This window comes from Skermanella sp. TT6, assembly GCF_016653635.2.
In the GTDB taxonomy this organism is placed as follows: Bacteria; Pseudomonadota; Alphaproteobacteria; order Azospirillales; family Azospirillaceae; genus Skermanella; species Skermanella cutis.
This window is the reverse complement of the sequence record NZ_CP067420.1, coordinates 1,603,156-1,619,856: the sequence shown is the minus strand read 5'-3', so window position 1 is coordinate 1,619,856 and position 16,701 is coordinate 1,603,156. Positions and strand designations below refer to the sequence as shown.

The window sequence follows — 16,701 nt, the reverse complement described above, 5'->3', positions numbered from 1 at the left end:
GCCCGGGACGGAGATGCGCACTATGGTAATTTCGCTCCCAATGTCAACGGCTAAAGATGGCCGAACTCAACGCTGGCGTCGTAATTCGAGGCGGGGCAAAGTCGGTTCCATCATGACCAGACGCAAGCCGCCCCGCCCCGCCCATCCCGCTTCCCAGACACCCGGCCAGCCGCCCGGCCAGCCCGGCCGCCGGCACAAGCCCGGCGGCGCCCAGTCCGGCCGTCCCGGCCTGCTGTTCGGGCTCCATCCGGTCGCCGCGGCCTGGACCAACCCGGACCGGCGCTGCACCCGCCTGCTCGCGACCGAGGCGGGACTCGCGAGCCTCGCGGGCGCCCTGGACCAGGCGCGCGCCGCCGGGCTGGAGCGGCCCAAGCCGACCGTGACGGAACGGACCGAGCTGGACCGCCTGCTGCCGCCCGGCGCCGTCCACCAGGGACTGGTGTTGGATGCCGCCCCCCTGCCGGAGATCGACCTGGAGGACATCGTCCGGCAGGGATCGATGAGGGAGGGCGACGTGATCGTCGTGCTGGACCAGGTGACCGATCCGCACAACGTGGGCGCCATCCTGCGTTCCGCGGCCGCCTTCGGGGCCAGCGCCGTGGTCCTGCCCGACCGCAACGCGCCCGAGCTGACCGGCACGCTGGCGAAGAGCGCCTCGGGTGCCGCCGAAGTCGTGCCCCTGGTGCGGATCGTCAATCTCGCCCGCTCGCTGACCGAGCTGCGCGAGGCCGGCTACTGGTGCGTCGGGCTTGACGAATCGGGTGCCAGGACGCTCGCCCGGATGGAACTGAAGGGCCGCGTCGCGCTGGTGCTGGGCGCCGAGGGCAGCGGGCTGCGGCGCCTCACCATGGAACGCTGCGACGAGATCGCCCGGCTGCCGACCGGCGGGCCGATCGGCAGCCTGAACGTGTCCAACGCCGCGGCGGTGGCGCTCTACGAACTGGCCCGGCTTCGTTGAGCCGGCATCCTACCGGGACAGGTCGATGCGGTACTTCGCGAAGCCGTCGCCGGCGTCGCCGAGCGCGCTGATCCTGCTTCCGGCGGGAATCGCCTCCTTCGCCTTCGGCGACGAGGGGAAGGTCACCACCGCGTCGCCGCCGATCGGGCTGAGCGACCAGTTCCCGTCGGATGCCGGGTCGATGGTCCGGCGGTCGAAGATGTAGTTGACCAGCACCGTGCGGTTCTCGTCCGGGGCCTCCAGGATGACGTTCGACCCGTCGAGGCCCGGAAACTTGCCGCCGCCGCCGGCACGGTAGTTGTTGGTCACGACGACGAACCGCCGCGACTCGTCAATCGGCCGGCCTTCGAAGGCCAGGTCCTTGATGCGGTGCGAGGCGGGCGCCGCGAGCTTGCCGTCGCCGTCGTAGCGGGCCGGCTGCGACACGTCGATCCGGTAGGTCACGCCGTCGATGACATCGAAATTGTAGCTGGGGAACGAGGGGTTCAGCAGCGGCTGCTCGCCCGCCTGCGCCGGGTCGATCCGGTTGAACGCGCCAGCCGACATCTCCAGCCATTGCCGCACCTGGGCGCCGGTCATCACCACGGCGCGCAGGGTATTGGGATAGAGATAGAGGTCGGCCGCGTTCCTGATCGCGATCCGGCCCACCGGAATGTCGGTGTAATAGTCCGGCCCGCCGCGGCCGCCGGCCTTGAACGGCGCTCCGGCCGACAGCACCGGCAGGCCCTCGTACTCGGTGCCGGCCAGCATCCGCTTGGCGTACCAGACCTGCGCGTTGGTCACGATCTGGACGGAAGGGTCGTCCTGGACCAGGGCGAAATAGCTGTTGATCGGCGCCGTCGTCTCGCCGATCGGCTGCCGGACATAGGCCAGCGTCGCCTCGTGGTCGGCCTTCAGCGCCTCGACGATGGCGGGATCCGACTCGACCAGCGCCACCTTCCGCTTGTCCCGGGTCTCCCAGATCGGCCGCACGGAGGAAACCGCGTCGGCGACCGACCATTTTCCGCCCTCCTCCTTCAGGATCAGGTCGATCAGGCCCAGGTGGCTGCCCCAGAAGCCCGGCATCACGACGGGGACGCCGCGGACCTTGCCCTTGGCCATGTCGGTGTCGGGCAATCCGGCGAAATCCGGGCCGGGAAAGACCTTGTGCTGGTGCCCGGTGAGGATCGCGTCGATCCCCTGGACCCCGGCGAGGTACCAGGCCGCGTTCTCCTCCCCGCCGACCCGCGGCTCGGCCGACAAGCCGCTGTGGCTGAGGGCCACCACGATGTCGGCCCCCTTGGCGCGCAGTTCGGGCACGTACTTGCGGGCAGCCTCGACGATGTCGGTGGTGACGACCCGGCCCTCCAGGGCGGCCTTGTCCCAGGTGGTGATCTGGGGGGTGACGAAACCGATGACGCCGATCTTCAGCGGATGCGACTTCCCCGACTCGTCCACCACCTGCCGCGTCAGGATCTCGTAGGGCTTGAAATAGGGCTTGCCGTCGCCGGCACGCTCGACATTGGCGGCCACGACCGGAAAGGCGGCGCCGGCCTGCGCGTCGCCGAGGAAATCCAGGCCGTAGTTGAACTCGTGGTTGCCGACCGTGGCGGCATCGTACTTCAGCAGGTTCATCGCCTTGTAGACGGGATGGACGTCGCCGCGCCTCAGGCCGCGCTCGCGGGCCACGAAATCGCCGAGCGGATTGCCCTGGATCGCGTCGGCATTGTCAAGCAGCAGGCTGTTCTTCGCTTCGTCCCGGGCCTTGGCGATGAGGGTGGCGGTGCGCGCCAGCCCGACCGTGACGTCCTCCTTGTCCGAATAGTAGTTGTAGGGCAGCACGTTGACATGCAGGTCGGTGGTGCCGAGCAGCCGGAGCCGGACGGTAGCGTCGGCCAGGGCGCCGGTGGCGAAGCATGTGGCGGTCAGGCATGTCGCCGCGCCGAGGGCCAGCGCGGACAGGAAGCTTCTGCGGTCCATCTCATCTCCCGGAAGGGCGGAACGCGGGGCACGGACCCCACGCATGCCCATGGGTTACCGGCACCGGACGCCGGGCGTCAACCGGCCTGCTCCCCTTTCGCGCAGGGAGAGGAAATCTTCACCGCGGGCTTGTTCAGCACGGCCCGCGGCGCTAGTCTGCATGCCGTTCGACCCGGGGCCGGCTTAGCACAGTGGTAGTGCAGCGGTTTTGTAAACCGAAGGTCGGGGGTTCAAATCCCTCAGCCGGCACCAGTCGAAGCCCCGTTTGCCGGAAGTTACCCGGAAAATCCAGAAACGACGCCGCGGCGCGCCCGGCGGCCCTGCCCTAACGGGACTTGTTTCCTGGAACCAACCCCCTGCCCGCTCGTTGATGTCCCGGACGCGCGCAACGCCGCGCATCCGCAAGAGACCACTCACACGAACAGCAACAGGCGCAGGGAACCCCAATGGCCGACCGCGAAACGGACCGCGATATGGGCGCGGCGCACGATGCAGCCAGCCGCCCCGATCCCGCAAAGACAGCCAGTCCCGACCCGATGGAACGCGGTCATCTCCGAGACCAGATCGACAGCGGCAAGTTCCGCGACAAGGTGGCCGCGCCCGATCCGGCGACCTCTCCGCTGGGCACCGACGACGAGGCGGCCGGCGTGCCGACCCCGGCCGCCAAGGTCCAGTACGAAAGCCCCGCCGCGCCGGCGCACGCCCCGGCCAATTCCCATTCCAGGGACACGCCTCCGAGCCATCTCGGGCCGATGATCGCCGCCGGCATCGTGGTGGTGGCATTCGTCATCGGGCTGATCATGATCTTCTCGGCCGGCTGACGGCGTCCCTCCCATCCCCCCTTCCCAACGGCTCGCCGGAACTTCATAGGCGAGCCGTCCTATGCCCTTGCACCAGCCTCTACCCCGCAAGGATGATTGGAACATCGACCGGCCGGATCCCGTTCTCCTCCTGGAAGAAAATCCGGGGAAAACAATCTTATGTCAAAAAAGATACTCATCACTGGCGGAGCCGGCTTCATAGGCTCGCACCTGGCCGATGAACTGGTTGCCGCCGGCCATGAAGTCCGGGTTTTGGACAATTTATCCGAGCAGGTCCACGGCAGCGGCGGCGCCCGGCCGGACTATCTCAGCCGTGACATCGAGCTGCGCGTCGGCGACGTGCGCGATCCGGTCGCGGTCAAGTCCGCGCTTCAGGGCATCGACGCCGTCTATCACTTCGCCGCCATGGTCGGCGTCGGCCAGAGCATGTATCAGGTCGACGATTATGTCGGCGTCAACGACCTCGGCACCGCGGTGCTGCTCCAGGCGCTGATCGAGCGGCCTGTCGAGCGGCTGGTGGTCGCCAGCAGCATGAGCATCTACGGCGAGGGCCTGTACCGCGACATCAAGGGCGAAATCGTCACCCCGGCCGAACGCAGCCTCTCCAGGCTCAAGGACGGCCTGTGGGAGCCGCTCGGCCCGGACGGCGGCGAGATCACGCCCGTCCCGACGACGGAGGACAAGGCGCCGACGCTGTCGTCGATCTATGCGCTCAACAAGTATGTGCAGGAGCGCATGTGCCTGCTGATCGGGCAGGCCTACAACATCCCGACCGTCGCGATGCGCTTCTTCAACGTGTTCGGCACGCGCCAGGCGCTGTCCAACCCGTACACGGGCGTGCTCGCGATCTTCGCCTCCCGGCTGCTCAACGGCAATCCGCCGATGATCTTCGAGGACGGCCTGCAGCGCCGCGACTTCGTCCATGTGGCCGACGTGGCGCGCGCCTGCCATCTGGCGCTGAACGCCAAGGACGCCGCCGGGCATGTCTTCAACGTCGGCAGCGGCGAAAGCTACAGCGTGGTCGAGGTTGCGGAGCAGCTCGCCGCCTCGCTCGGCAAGTCGCGCATCGCGCCGACGCTGACCAAGAAGTTCCGCGTCGGCGACATCCGGCACTGCTTCGCCGACATCGGCAAGGCGCAACGGCTGCTGGGCTACCGGCCCGAGACGTCGCTGGCCGACGGCATGGTCGAGCTGGCCGCGTGGCTCGACGGCCAGATCGCGGTGGATCGGGTCGACCAGGCGAGCCGCGAACTGGCGGCCAGGGGTTTGGCCGTATGATGGGCGACCGGGACACCCCCAGGGATCCGCCCGCGGCCATGCCAGGCTTCACCACAACCTTCCGACCCGACGACCGAGCCCGCGCCGAACAGGCCGTGGCGGCCCTGAAAGGACTGGGCGTGCGCCGCTTGCGCGTCCAGGCCGATTCCGGCGGCTGGCACGGCTGGCTGCTCCCGCGCCTCGCGGCGGAGTTCGACCTGCTGCCGGTCCTCGCCCTCGGCGAGGCCGATGCGCCCGATGCCGTCGGGACGCTCCTCCCGGCCCTGCCCGCCGTGGAGTGGGTCGAGATCGCCGCCGCACCGGGCCGGATCGCGGCGATCGCCGGAGCGGCCGCCGCGATCCGGCAGGCCGGCCGCAAGGTCGTGCTGAGCGGCCTTGATCCGGCGGCCCTGGAACTGCTGGCGCAACGGGGCGGCCTCGGCGACATCGACGCCGTCGGCATCGGGGCGTTCCCCGGCACCGGCGATACGTCCTGGCCGGGCTGGGAAGCGGTCGTCGAAGAGTACGCCCAGGCGATGGCCGGGGCCGGCCGGGTCCCCGCCCTGTGGATCACCGGAACGGGCTTCTCCACCTGGCGCCATGACGAGCGCGGCCAGATCAGGGCCTTTCTCGCCGCGGCCGAGGCTCCGGCCGACCGGGTCTACTGGTCGTCGCTCCTGGACCTGGCCGCGGACGAGTCCAGCGCACGGGGCTTCCATGCGGACGAGCGGGATTACGCACTGGGCGTGCTGCGGGCCGACCGCTCGCCGAAGCTCCTCGGCCGGCTGCTGGAGCAGGGCGGCATCGCGGCGGTCCGCTCGGTCGACCGCCTGGGCCGCCCCGGATCCCCCCGTCCGGCGTCGGGCAGCACGGGCAAGCCCGTGGTCATCACCGGCGGGGCCGGCTTCATCGGGACCAACCTGGCCGACCGCCTGGTCCGCGGGGGCCACCGGGTCATCGTCTACGACAACCTGTCGCGCCCCGGCGTCGAGCAGAACATCGACTGGCTGAAATCGACCCACGGCAGCGCGGTCACCTTCGAATTGGCCGACATCCGCGATCCCCACGTGCTCCGCGAGGCGGTCGCCCAGGCCGGCAAGATGTTCCACTTCGCGGCGCAGGTCGCCGTGACCACCAGCCTCGTGGATCCGATCACCGACTTCGAGATCAATGCCCGGGGCACGGTCAACCTGCTGGAGGCGATGCGGGCCCAGGCCGAGCCGCCGCCCCTGGTGTTCACCTCGACCAACAAGGTCTATGGCAAGCTGGCCGACCTGGAACTGCGGCTCGAAGGCGAGCGCTACGCCCCGGCCGATCCGGAGATCCGCGCCCGCGGCATCGACGAGTCGCGCCCGCTGGACTTCTACAGCCCCTACGGCGCGTCGAAGGGCAGCGCCGACCAGTATGTGCTGGACTATTCCCGCACCTACGATCTGCCGACCGCGGTCTTCCGCATGAGCTGCATCTACGGGCCCCACCAGTTCGGCACCGAGGACCAGGGCTGGGTCGCCCATTTCCTGATCCGCGCGCTGGACGGCGAGCCGATCACCCTGTACGGCGACGGCCGGCAGGTCCGCGACATCCTGTTCGTCGAGGATCTCGTGGACGCCTTTCTCGCGGCGCAGGAGCATATGTCGTCGATTCGGGGACAGGCCTTCAACATCGGCGGCGGTCCCGACAACGCGACCAGCCTGGTCGAGCTGCTGGACCGGATCGGATCGACCACCGGCCGCCGGCCCGACGTCAGCTTCGGTCCCTGGCGGCCGGGCGACCAGCTCTATTACGTCTCCGACACGGCCAGGTTCAACGCCGCGACCGGGTGGCAACCGAGGGTCGGGATCGCCGAGGGGATCGCGCGCCTGTCCGGCTGGCTGACCGAGAACCGGATCGCGGGCGTCGAGGCGCCCGTCCTGAGGAGGGCGGCATCATGAAGTTCGCCCTGATCAACCCGAACTGGAACTTCGACGGCAGCATCTATTTCGGCTGCCGCGAACCGCACCTGCCGCTGGAGTACGGCTACTCCAAGGCGCTGATCGAGCGCGCCGGCCACGAGGCGATGATCATCGACGGCCAGCTCATGGACCTGGGGCTGGACGAGATCCGCGCCCGCGTGACCGACTATGCGCCCGACTTCACCGTGGTCACCACCGCCCCCAGCTACCTGTTCTGGCGCTGCGCCCCGCCGGAGCTGCGGGTCCCGCAGGAGGTGCTGAAGGCGGTCGGCGACGTCGGCGGCACCCTGGTGGCGGTCGGGCCGCACGGTTCGACCACGCCGCGGGCGGCCTATGCCAAGCTGGGCGTCGACGTGGTCGTGATGGGCGAGTGCGAGGAGCTGCTTCCCCGCCTCGCCGACGAGCCGTGGGACTCGATCCCGTCGATCTGCTTCGGGCCGCGCGATAACCCCAAGGTCAATGGCGGCCCCTTCGCCTCGCGCTTCACCGACCTGCCGGCGCTGTCCTGGCCCGACGAATGGGTTGCCCGCCACCATCACCACCATCACCGTTTCGACATCGATACGAACGGCCCCCGGCCCGGTCCGGGAGCGGAGATGGAGACCTCGCGCGGGTGCCCCTACCGCTGCTCCTTCTGCGCCAAGGAGAATTTCCGCGACAAGTACCGCAAGCGCCCGCTCCCGGTGATCCTGGAGGAGCTGGACCGGCTGATCGCGCAGGGCGTCGAGTATGTCTACTTCATCGACGAGATCTTCCTGCCCAACGCCGAGCTGCTGGAAGCCTTGGCCGGGCGCCGGATCAAGTTCGGCGTCCAGACCCGGATCGATCTGTGGAAGGAGCCGATGCTGGAACTGCTCGGCCGGGCCGGCTGCGTCTCGATCGAGGCGGGCGTCGAGAGCCTGACGCCGGAAGGGCGCCAGGCCCTGGACAAGAACTGCCGCATGTCGACCGACGAGCTGACCGATCGGCTGATCTTCGCCAAGCGGCACGTCGCCTTCGTCCAGGCCAACCTGATCGAGGCCGGCACCGACGACCAGGCGATGGTCGATGCGTGGCGGAAGCGGCTGCTGGAGCACGGCGTCTGGGCCAACGAGCCCGTGCCGCTGTTCCCCTATCCCGGCTCGCCGGACTACCGGAAGCTGTGGGGCCTGCCGGACGACCAGGCGTGGGAACGCGCCCTCGACCACTACCTGACCCACCACGTGGACTTCAGCGACATCCAGGACCAGCGGCCCCTGCCGCTGCGGGAACTGGAGCTGGCCGCCCCGGACGGGCGCTGACCATGGTTCCCGCGTCGGGCTCTCCGCGCCGGGTGCTGATGACGGCGGACGCGGTCGGCGGGGTCTGGGACTATGCCCTGGAACTGGCCGGCGGGCTGGCGCGGCGCGGCGTCCGCGTCACCCTGGCGGCCATGGGACCGGCGCCCTCCCCGGCGCAGCGCGCCCGGGCGATCGCGATCCCCGGGCTGGGCCTGCACCTCGGCGAGTTCAAGCTGGAATGGATGGAGCGCCCGGAGGACGACCTGGCCGCCGCGGGCGAGTGGCTGCTGGACCTGGCGGAGCGGGTGGCTCCCGACCTGGTCCATCTCAACGGCTATGCCCACGCGGCCTTGCCCTGGGAACGGCCGGTGGTCGCGGTCGCCCATTCCTGCGTGCTGTCCTGGTGGCAGGCCGTCCACGGATGCCCGGCGCCCGCCGACTGGCGGCCCTATGCCGACCGGGTCGCCGCCGGCCTGGCGGCGGCCGACCGGGTGGTTGCCCCGACCCGGGCCATGCTCGACGCGCTGGAGACCCATTACGGCCCGGTCCCACACGGGCGGGTGATCTGGAACGGCCGGGACGGCGGCACCTGGCACCCCCGGCCGGACCGGGAACCCACCGTGATCAGCGTCGGGCGGATCTGGGACGAGGCCAAGAACATCCGCGCCCTCGACCGCGTCGCCGCGGAACTGGACTGGCCGGTGGTCGTCGCCGGCTCCCGGCGGCACCCGGACGGGCGAAGCCCCGGAGGCGGCGCCATGCCGGCGAACCTGCGGCTCCTGGGCCATCTCCGCCCCGACGAACTGGCCGACTGGTACGGGCGGGCGGCCGTCTTCGCCCTGCCGGCCCGGTACGAGCCGTTCGGCCTGTCGATCCTGGAGGCCGCGCTGTCCGGCTGCGCGCTGGTGCTGGGCGACGTGCCGAGCCTGCGCGAGCTGTGGACCGGCGCGGCGGTGTTCGTCCCCCCGGACGACCCTGCCGCCCTGGCGCGCGAACTGCGGCGGATGGCCGCCGATCCCCCGCGCCTGCGGGCGCTCGCCACCGCGGCGCGCCAGCGCGCACGCAGCTATGGCACGGAACGCATGGTCGCGCGTTATCTCGACGTCTATGCCGACCTTCTGGACGCGCCGCGTTCGATCCCGCTTCACCGCGAAAGCGCCGCCGTTCCGCTGGAACGCTGACCTCGTCGCCGATCTTCAAGCCAAGCGGAGACCCATGCGCTTCGTCTATTTCACCCACTCGCTGGTGTCCGACTGGAATCACGGCAACGCCCATTTCCTGCGCGGCGTGATCCGGGAGCTGACCGCCCGAGGCCATCAGGTGCAGGTGTTCGAGCCGCGCAACGGCTGGAGCCTGCAGAACCTGATCGCCGACCAGGGAGCCGAGGCGGTCGCCCGCTTCGCCGCCGTCTTCCCCGGCTTCGGCTCGACCAGCTACGATCCCGTCACCCTGGACCTGGACCGCGCCCTGGACGGTGCCGACGTCGTGATCGTCCACGAATGGAACGACCACGGCCTGGTGGCGGACATCGGCCGCAGGCGCGCCGCCGGCGGCCGCTTCCAGCTGCTGTTCCATGATACCCACCATCGTTCCGTCACCGATCCGAAGGCGATGGCGGCCTATGATTTGACGGCGTATGACGGCGTCCTGGCCTACGGCGCGGTGATCCGGGAGATCTATCTGAAGATGGGCTGGGGCCGACGCGCCTGGACCTGGCACGAGGCGGCGGACACCGCCCTGTTCCGCCCTCTGCCCGGCCGCCCGCGCGAGGGAGACCTGGTGTGGATCGGCAATTGGGGCGACGGCGAGCGCTCGGTGGAGCTCGGCGAGTTCCTGCTGCTGCCCATCCGCCAGCTCAAGCTGAAGGCGCGCATCCACGGCGTGCGCTACCCGGCCGACGCCAAGGCGGCCATAGCGCTGGCCGGCGCCGAGTACGCCGGCTACCTGCCCAACCACGAGGCTCCCGAGGCCTTCGCCCGGTTCCCGGTGACGGTCCACGTGCCGCGCCGGCCCTATGTCGAGACCCTGCGCGGCATCCCGACCATCCGCCCCTTCGAGGCCCTGGCCTGCGGCATCCCGCTGGTCTGCTCGCCCTGGGACGATGCCGAGGGACTGTTCCGCCCCGGCAGCGACTACCTGATAGCCCGTGACGGTACCGAAATGACCAAGCATCTCCGAGACATCCTCAACGATCTGGACTTGGCGGCCTCGCTCGCGCGGAGCGGCTACGAGACGGTCCAGTCCCGTCACACCTGCGGCCACCGGGTCGACGAGCTGCTGGAGATCTGCCGCGGCCTGAAGCAGGAAAGACCCCTGCTGCAGGAGGCCCGCTGATGGCCGGCCTCGACATCTCCTTCTACGGGTCCAGCCTGGTCTCGGCCTATTGGAACGGCGCCGCGACCTATTACCGGGGCGTCATCCGGGCCCTGGCGGCGCGCGGCCACCGCGTGACGTTCTACGAGCCGGACGCCTACGAGCGCCAGCAGCACCGCGACATCCCCGATCCCGACTGGGCGCGGGTGGTGGTCTATGCCAACGACGAGGACAGCGCCCGCCGGGCGCTGGAGCAGGGGCGCAACGCCGACGTGATCGTCAAGGCCAGCGGCGTCGGCGTGTTCGACAGCCTTCTGGAGGCCGGCGTGCTCGAGGTGCGGCGCCCGGACGCGACGGCGATATTCTGGGACGTGGACGCGCCGGCGACGCTGGCGTCCATGCGGGAGAATCCCGGCGACACCCTGCGCCCCCTCATTCCCCGCTACGACATGGTCCTGACCTACGGCGGCGGCGATCCGGTGATCCGGGCCTATCGCGAGTTCGGCGCGCGGGATTGCGTGCCGATCTACAACGCCCTGGACCCCGACACCCACCATCCGGTGCCGGCCGACCCGCGGTTCGCCGCCGACCTCGGCTTCATGGCGAACCGCCTGCCCGACCGGGAGGCACGGGTCGAGGAGTTCTTCCTGAAAGCCGCGGCGAAGCTGCCCGGCCGCCGGTTCCTGCTGGGCGGCAACGGCTGGGGCGACAAGCCGATGCCCGGCAACGTCAACTATATCGGCCACGTCTATACCGCCGACCACAACGCCGTGAACTGCTCGGCCCTGGCCGTGCTGAACGTCGCCCGCGACAGCATGGCCGCCGTCGGCTTCTCGCCGGCGACCCGCGTCTTCGAGGCGGCGGGAGCCGGCGCCTGCGTGATCACCGACGCCTGGGAAGGGATCGAGCAGTTCCTGATCCCCGGCGAGGAGATCCTGGTGGCGCGCGACGGCGCGGAAGTCGCGGCCCATGTCGACGCGCTGACGCCCGAACGGTCCCGCGCGATCGGCGAGGCGGCCCGGCGCCGCATGCTCGACGCCCACACCTACGCCCACCGCGCCGGGGAGGTCGAGGCCCTGCTGGTGAACGGCGCCCATGCCGGGCGGGTCCCGGCATGAACGGCATCGTCGACGGGCGCATGGCCGAACGCGCCGCCGGGCTGTCGATCGTCGTCCTCGGCCTCAGCATCACGTCGTCCTGGGGCAACGGCCACGCGACCACGTACCGGGCGCTGGTCAAGGCCCTGGCCGATCGCGGCCACGACGTGCTGTTCCTGGAAGCCGACCGCCCCTGGTACGCCGCCCATCGCGATCTGGCCGAGCCGCCCTTCTGCCGGACCGCGCTCTACCGGGACCTGGAGGACCTTCGCGACCGGTTCGCCCGGGAAGTCCGCGACGCCGACCTGGTGATCGTCGGATCCTTCGTTCCGGACGGCGTCGAGGTCGGGGACTGGGCGATCCGGACCGCGCGCGGCGTCACCGCCTTCTACGACATCGACACCCCGGTGACGCTGGCCAAGCTGGAACGGGGAGACGTCGAGTATCTGAGCCCCGACCTGATCCCGCGCTACGATATCTACCTGTCCTTCACCGGCGGGCCGACCCTCGGGCGGCTGGAGCGGCAGTTCGGCTCGCCGATGGCCCGTGCGCTCTACTGCTCGGTCGATCCGGAACGGTACTATCCGGAGCCGGGAGCGGACTGCGCGCGCTGGGACCTGGGGTATCTCGGCACCTACAGCCCGGACCGCCAGCCGACCGTGGACCGGCTTCTGGTCGAGCCGGCCCGGGCCTGGGCGGAAGGAAGCTTCGTGGTCGCCGGACCGCAATATCCCGACTCCATCGGCTGGCCCGGCAACGTCCGGCGGGTCGACCACCTGCCGCCGGACGAGCATCGCGCCTTCTACAACGCCCAGCGGTTCACGCTCAACGTGACGCGGGCCGACATGATCGCGGCCGGATGGTCGCCCAGCGTCCGGCTGTTCGAGGCCGCGGCGTGCGGGACGCCGATCATCAGCGACTGGTGGCCGGGGCTGGACGGCCTGTTCGAGCCGGGCACGGAGATCATCATCGCGGCGGATGCCGGGACCGTGCTCGATACCCTACGGTCGATGTCCGACGACCATCGCCAGGCGATCGGCGAACGGGCCCGGTCGCGGATCCTCGCCAACCACACGGCGGCGCACCGCGCGGCCGAGCTGGAAATGTTCGTGGCGGAAGCGCGGGCCGACGTTTCCACCGCGTGATGGATCGGGGAAATGCCGGCCGCGGACATCTTGTCGCGGCCGGCGCCGGTTCCCCCGGATGGGCAGCCCGCGCCGCCGGGCCGCCATGCCCCGTCAAAGACGTATCCCGGTAATGACGTGCCACCGGCGCGGGTTAAATCTGTTTCTATGTGCCGGAAATTTTAGGTAAAGTGGAAATGTATTCGAGCAGCCGCAATTTCGAGAAAAAAGATGGAATCCAAGGTTGAGCATGACGGCACCCGCCTTCGCAACTACCGGATGATGAAGAACATCACGCTGACGAAAGCCGCCGGCATGTGCGGCGTGTCGAAGAGCGAGCTGTCCAAGCTGGAGTCCGGGGCGCGGCCGATCCGGCCCGACCATGTGATCAAGCTGGCCGGGGTCTACGGGATCACGCCCCTCGACCTGCTGACCCCGGACAGCAAGCTGCGCGCCTTCATCGAGCACGCGATCGACGCGCCGGTCCAGCAGAACGAGATCCCGCTGTACGAGGGCCGGGCGCTCTCTTCCCGGCAGAAGGACGCGGTCCCGACCGGCAAGGTCCCCTGCCCGATCCAGCTGGTCGACGTGCCGGGCGCCTATGCCGTCAGCATCAGCGACATGGCGAATGCCCCGGCGCTTCTGCCCGGCGTGATCCTGCACGTCCACCCGCAGCGTCCGGTCGTCATCAATGACCTGGTCGTCAACCGCGTGACCTGGTCCCCGCTGGTGTTCTTCCTGCGGCAGTCCGACGACGGGGACCTTTACGGCCTGACGCTGTCCAAGAAGCGCGTCGACCTGGACCGCGACGCGATCGACCTGCTCCACAAGGTGGCGGGAGTCTGGATGATCAATGGCGCGCGCGAGTGAACGGACACGCGCGAGTCGCTCCCTTTTCCTGAGCCGCAACCCCACGACGCCGCCCGCGCGGGGCGCACCGGCGCCCGATCCGCCCCGTCCCGCGCCGCACGACGGACGTTCCGGTTCGGACATTCGGTCGGATTTCGCATAGCGCTGCCCCTAAATCGGCCTTCAAGCGGCTCTGACCTAAGTCGTATGATTACTTCCCGTTCATGAACATTCCCGGATCGGAACATCATCCGACGGCATCCGATAGTATTGATATCTAACCATTTTTCATCTTTCCGAGCGGCGAAATAAGAAAATACACAGGATTTTCTTTTTGCTATGACTGCGTAGCAAGCAGTTGGGGGCAGACGATGAAAATGGTTTTGGATGGCGCGGATGGTCATCGCCAATCGGTTCTTGCCCTGATCAGGACCAAGAGCACGCTGAAGGCGGCCAGCATCGCCTGTGGCAGAAATCATGGCTACTTCCATCAGTATCTGTTCCAAAGCAAGCCGCGTTTCCTTCCGGAAGACGTGCGGATCAAGTTGGCGCAGTACCTGGGAATAGCGGAAAATCGGCTGCGAGAACCGGAATTGCTTGTTTCGGCGGATATGCCGGTTTCTGCTTCTGCTGAGACCCGCCCCAGGCTGATGGTTTACGGACGGGCATCCGATCTGGAGATCGACATGACCTTGCCGGTCGCCGAAACCGAGCGGCCGGCCACGCTGACCCATGTGATCGACGCCTTCGCCGCCTATGTCCACGATGCGGCGCTCAGTCCGTGCCTTCCGGTCGGCAGCCTGGTCTATGTCGATCCGAGCAAGCCGCTGCGCCCTGGCGACTTCGTTCTGGTCAAGCGGGCAGCCACCGCCAGGATCGCGGTTTTCCGCGGACGGATCGCCGATGGCGTCATGCTCGATTTCGGCGGCGGGCGGGAGGAGTCGATGGGCATCGGGCAGCTGGCGGCCATCTGCAAGATCGTCGGCGTCGATTACCCCTGATGCGGAGCGTTGCCGGGCGACCGCTGCCCTGACAGCGGCAGTATGACGCAGACCCGGGTACCGACGCCGAGTTCGCTCCGGATGTCGATCCGGCCTCCGTGCATCTCCGTGAGGGAACGGGTCAGGGCCAGCCCGAGACCGGTCCCGGCATGCCTGCGGGTGTGGCGGTTGTCGATCTGTTCGAACGGCGTCCCGACCCTTCCCAGGTCCTCGGGCGCGATGCCTATCCCGGTATCGGACACCGCGACGTGCATCTCGTCCGCGACGACCTCGGTCGAGACGGTCACCCTGCCCCCACGGTCGGTGAACTTGATCGCGTTGGAGAGCAGGTTGAGCAGGATCTGGTTGAGCGCCCGCTCGTCCGCGAGGACGGTGGCTCCGCCGGCCGGCATCTCGCCGTCGCCGGGCTCGACGATCTCGATGCCCGCCTCGTCGGACCGGAGGCGGACCATCCGGGTGCAGCGGCGGACCACTGAGGATATGTCGACCTCGGTCCGGTGCAGCACGTATTTCCCGGCCTCGATCTTCGACATGTCGAGGATATCGTTGATCAATTCCAGCAGGTGCCTGCCGCTGGTATGGACGTCGCGCGCATATTCGACGTAGCGCCGGACGCCGACCGGCCCCAGCGCCTGGGTCTCGATCATTTCCGAGAAACCGATGATGGCGTTCAGCGGCGTCCGCAATTCATGGCTCATCATGGCGAGGAACTGCGACTTGATGCGGCTGGCCTCCTCCGCGTTGTCGCGCGCGGTCAGGTAGCGCGACGCCAGCTCGGACAGCGCGCCGGTCTGGGCCTCCAGCCGCGAGCGCGCCTCCTCCAGCTCCGCGACGTGGACGCGCAGGCTCTCCTCGCTGGTCTTCAGCTTCAGCTCCTGCTGCTTCAGCAGGGTTATGTCGGTCCTGATGCCGACGATGCCGCCTTCCGACGTGCGCCGGTAGCTGCCGAGGAGCCAGCGTCCGTCCGGCAGCTCCTGCTCATACTCGCCTTCCAGCCGGACGCCGTCCGGCGCCGGGCACGCGTCGCCCGAGCCCGCGGGCGACAGGTCCCGGTAGCGGCTGTTGCACAGGACCAGCCGCTGTTCGGCGTCCCACAGCACGAAGCCCTCGCTGACGCTCTCGATGGCGTCCCTCAGCCGCTGCTCGACGCGCCTGATCTCCGTCACGTCGACCCAGGCCGCGACCATGTATCCGCGCGGCGTCTTCTGCTCGCTGACCCGGAAATGGCGCCCATCGGCGAAGGTCACCGTCAGGTCCCGCTCGACGCCGGAGTCCCCGCGGCATCGCAGCCGCGCCTGCACCCACTCCTCGGCCTCGCCCTCGATCCCGTAGAGTCCCGCCTCAACGTTGGCCCGCAGCAGCCGTTCGAACCGGACCCCGGGGCGGATCAGGTGGGCATTGGGCGCGAACAGGTCCCGGAAGCGCTTGTTGTGGAGGAGCAGCCGGCCCCGGGGGTCCCACAGGGTTATGGCTTGCGAAACGGAGTCGATCGCCTCCTGCAGGCGGTTGTTCGCCTCGCGCAGGGCGTCCAGCTCGAGGCGCCGGGCATCCAGTTCCAGCCGGCGCGCCGTGACGTCGCGCTGGACCGCCAGCAGCAGGCGGCGCCCGCCCGCGACGTCCTGGAAAGGCGAGATCGTCAGGTCCGACCAGTATTCCCGTCCGTCCTTGGCATAGCCGCGGAGCTCCGCCCGCACCGCCTGCCCGAGGCCGAGCGCCCGGCGTATCCTGGCAAGCTCCCGGCGGGGCGGATAAATGCCCGGGAGGAACCCCGGCGCCAGGCCGGCGATCTCCTCCGGCCGGTAGCCCGTCAATTCGGTGAACGCGGGATTGACGTAGACGACGCGGGCTTCGGACAGATCGGCGACGCCGTCTGCGCCCGTGCAGTCGGCAATGGTCACCGTATCCGGGGAAAGGCGAAACAGGGAATCGAAAGCGGGTTCCGGCCGCAAGGCCGAAGGAACTGAGTGTATCACCCTGGTGATCGCTCCGCTTTCCATGATTCGTGCAGTGTGCGGGCCCTTCGCCCGGCCTCTTGTCGATACGAAATACTAGGGACCGGCGAATGAATCTTTCGTAAAGGTTCCGCAGGCAGATGGTGGCAAAAAAACACC

At 69.1% G+C, this 16,701-nt stretch carries 13 protein-coding genes and 1 tRNA gene; 12 read left to right on the top strand and 2 right to left on the bottom strand.

Translation table 11 applies throughout. The features are described 5' to 3' along the window. The first annotated feature begins 112 nt into the window (after positions 1-112). Positions 113-958: a 23S rRNA (guanosine(2251)-2'-O)-methyltransferase RlmB gene (rlmB, locus tag IGS68_RS07580; protein WP_201078596.1), complete on the top strand. Its 846-nt coding sequence runs from the start codon at positions 113-115 to the stop codon at positions 956-958. A 9-nt stretch (positions 959-967) separates the two neighbouring features. On the opposite strand, the gene IGS68_RS07575 is transcribed toward rlmB, so the two are convergent. After that, the gene (locus IGS68_RS07575; protein ID WP_201078594.1) at positions 968-2,917 is read right to left on the bottom strand and encodes a bifunctional 2',3'-cyclic-nucleotide 2'-phosphodiesterase/3'-nucleotidase; all 1,950 of its coding nucleotides are present in this window, start codon (positions 2,915-2,917) and stop codon (positions 968-970) included. Positions 2,918-3,094: 177 nt separating this feature from the next. Here IGS68_RS07575 and IGS68_RS07570 point away from each other — a divergent pair. The 11 genes from IGS68_RS07570 to IGS68_RS07520 all read left to right on the top strand — a co-directional run bounded on the left by IGS68_RS07570 (position 3,095) and on the right by IGS68_RS07520 (position 14,590). Next, positions 3,095-3,169: transfer RNA gene (locus IGS68_RS07570), tRNA-Thr, on the top strand. A gap of 194 nt (positions 3,170-3,363) precedes the next feature. Next, on the top strand, positions 3,364-3,738 hold the full coding sequence (locus tag IGS68_RS07565; RefSeq protein ID WP_201078592.1) for a hypothetical protein: 375 nt from the start codon (positions 3,364-3,366) through the stop codon (positions 3,736-3,738). Between the two features lie 159 nt (positions 3,739-3,897). Next, the gene (locus tag IGS68_RS07560) at positions 3,898-5,016 is read left to right on the top strand and encodes an NAD-dependent epimerase/dehydratase family protein (RefSeq protein WP_201078590.1); all 1,119 of its coding nucleotides are present in this window, start codon (positions 3,898-3,900) and stop codon (positions 5,014-5,016) included. A 38-nt stretch (positions 5,017-5,054) separates the two neighbouring features. Next, positions 5,055-6,926, top strand: a complete 1,872-nt coding sequence (locus IGS68_RS35420) for an SDR family NAD(P)-dependent oxidoreductase (protein ID WP_247881222.1) — start codon at positions 5,055-5,057, stop codon at positions 6,924-6,926. Further along, positions 6,923-8,227, top strand: coding sequence for a TIGR04295 family B12-binding domain-containing radical SAM protein (locus tag IGS68_RS07550; protein ID WP_201078588.1), 1,305 nt, complete (start codon positions 6,923-6,925; stop codon positions 8,225-8,227). Before IGS68_RS35420 ends, IGS68_RS07550 begins: the two co-directional genes overlap by 4 nt. 2 nt (positions 8,228-8,229) lie before the next feature. Continuing rightward, positions 8,230-9,387, top strand: coding sequence for a glycosyltransferase family 4 protein (locus IGS68_RS07545; RefSeq protein ID WP_201078586.1), 1,158 nt, complete (start codon positions 8,230-8,232; stop codon positions 9,385-9,387). Between the two features lie 34 nt (positions 9,388-9,421). Then, positions 9,422-10,540 carry a CgeB family protein gene (locus tag IGS68_RS07540; RefSeq protein ID WP_201078584.1) on the top strand — a complete coding sequence of 373 codons (1,119 nt, stop codon included), beginning with the start codon at positions 9,422-9,424 and terminating at the stop codon, positions 10,538-10,540. After that, entirely contained in the window at positions 10,540-11,637 is a 1,098-nt protein-coding gene (locus IGS68_RS07535) for a CgeB family protein (RefSeq protein ID WP_201078582.1), read from the top strand. The genes IGS68_RS07540 and IGS68_RS07535 overlap by 1 nt, the downstream gene beginning before the upstream one ends. Then, a complete protein-coding gene (locus tag IGS68_RS07530) occupies positions 11,634-12,761 on the top strand; it encodes a CgeB family protein (RefSeq protein WP_247881221.1) in 1,128 nt (375 codons plus the stop codon). Before IGS68_RS07535 ends, IGS68_RS07530 begins: the two co-directional genes overlap by 4 nt. Positions 12,762-12,971: 210 nt before the next feature. Continuing rightward, the gene (locus IGS68_RS07525; protein ID WP_201078580.1) at positions 12,972-13,610 is read left to right on the top strand and encodes a helix-turn-helix domain-containing protein; all 639 of its coding nucleotides are present in this window, start codon (positions 12,972-12,974) and stop codon (positions 13,608-13,610) included. 350 nt (positions 13,611-13,960) lie between these two features. Then, positions 13,961-14,590, top strand: a complete 630-nt coding sequence (locus IGS68_RS07520; protein WP_201078578.1) for a S24/S26 family peptidase — start codon at positions 13,961-13,963, stop codon at positions 14,588-14,590. Here the strand turns inward: IGS68_RS07520 and IGS68_RS07515 are convergent. Next, the gene (locus IGS68_RS07515; RefSeq protein ID WP_201078576.1) at positions 14,581-16,488 is read right to left on the bottom strand and encodes a PAS-domain containing protein; all 1,908 of its coding nucleotides are present in this window, start codon (positions 16,486-16,488) and stop codon (positions 14,581-14,583) included. The genes IGS68_RS07520 and IGS68_RS07515 overlap by 10 nt on opposite strands. Between the last annotated feature and the right edge of the window lie 213 nt (positions 16,489-16,701).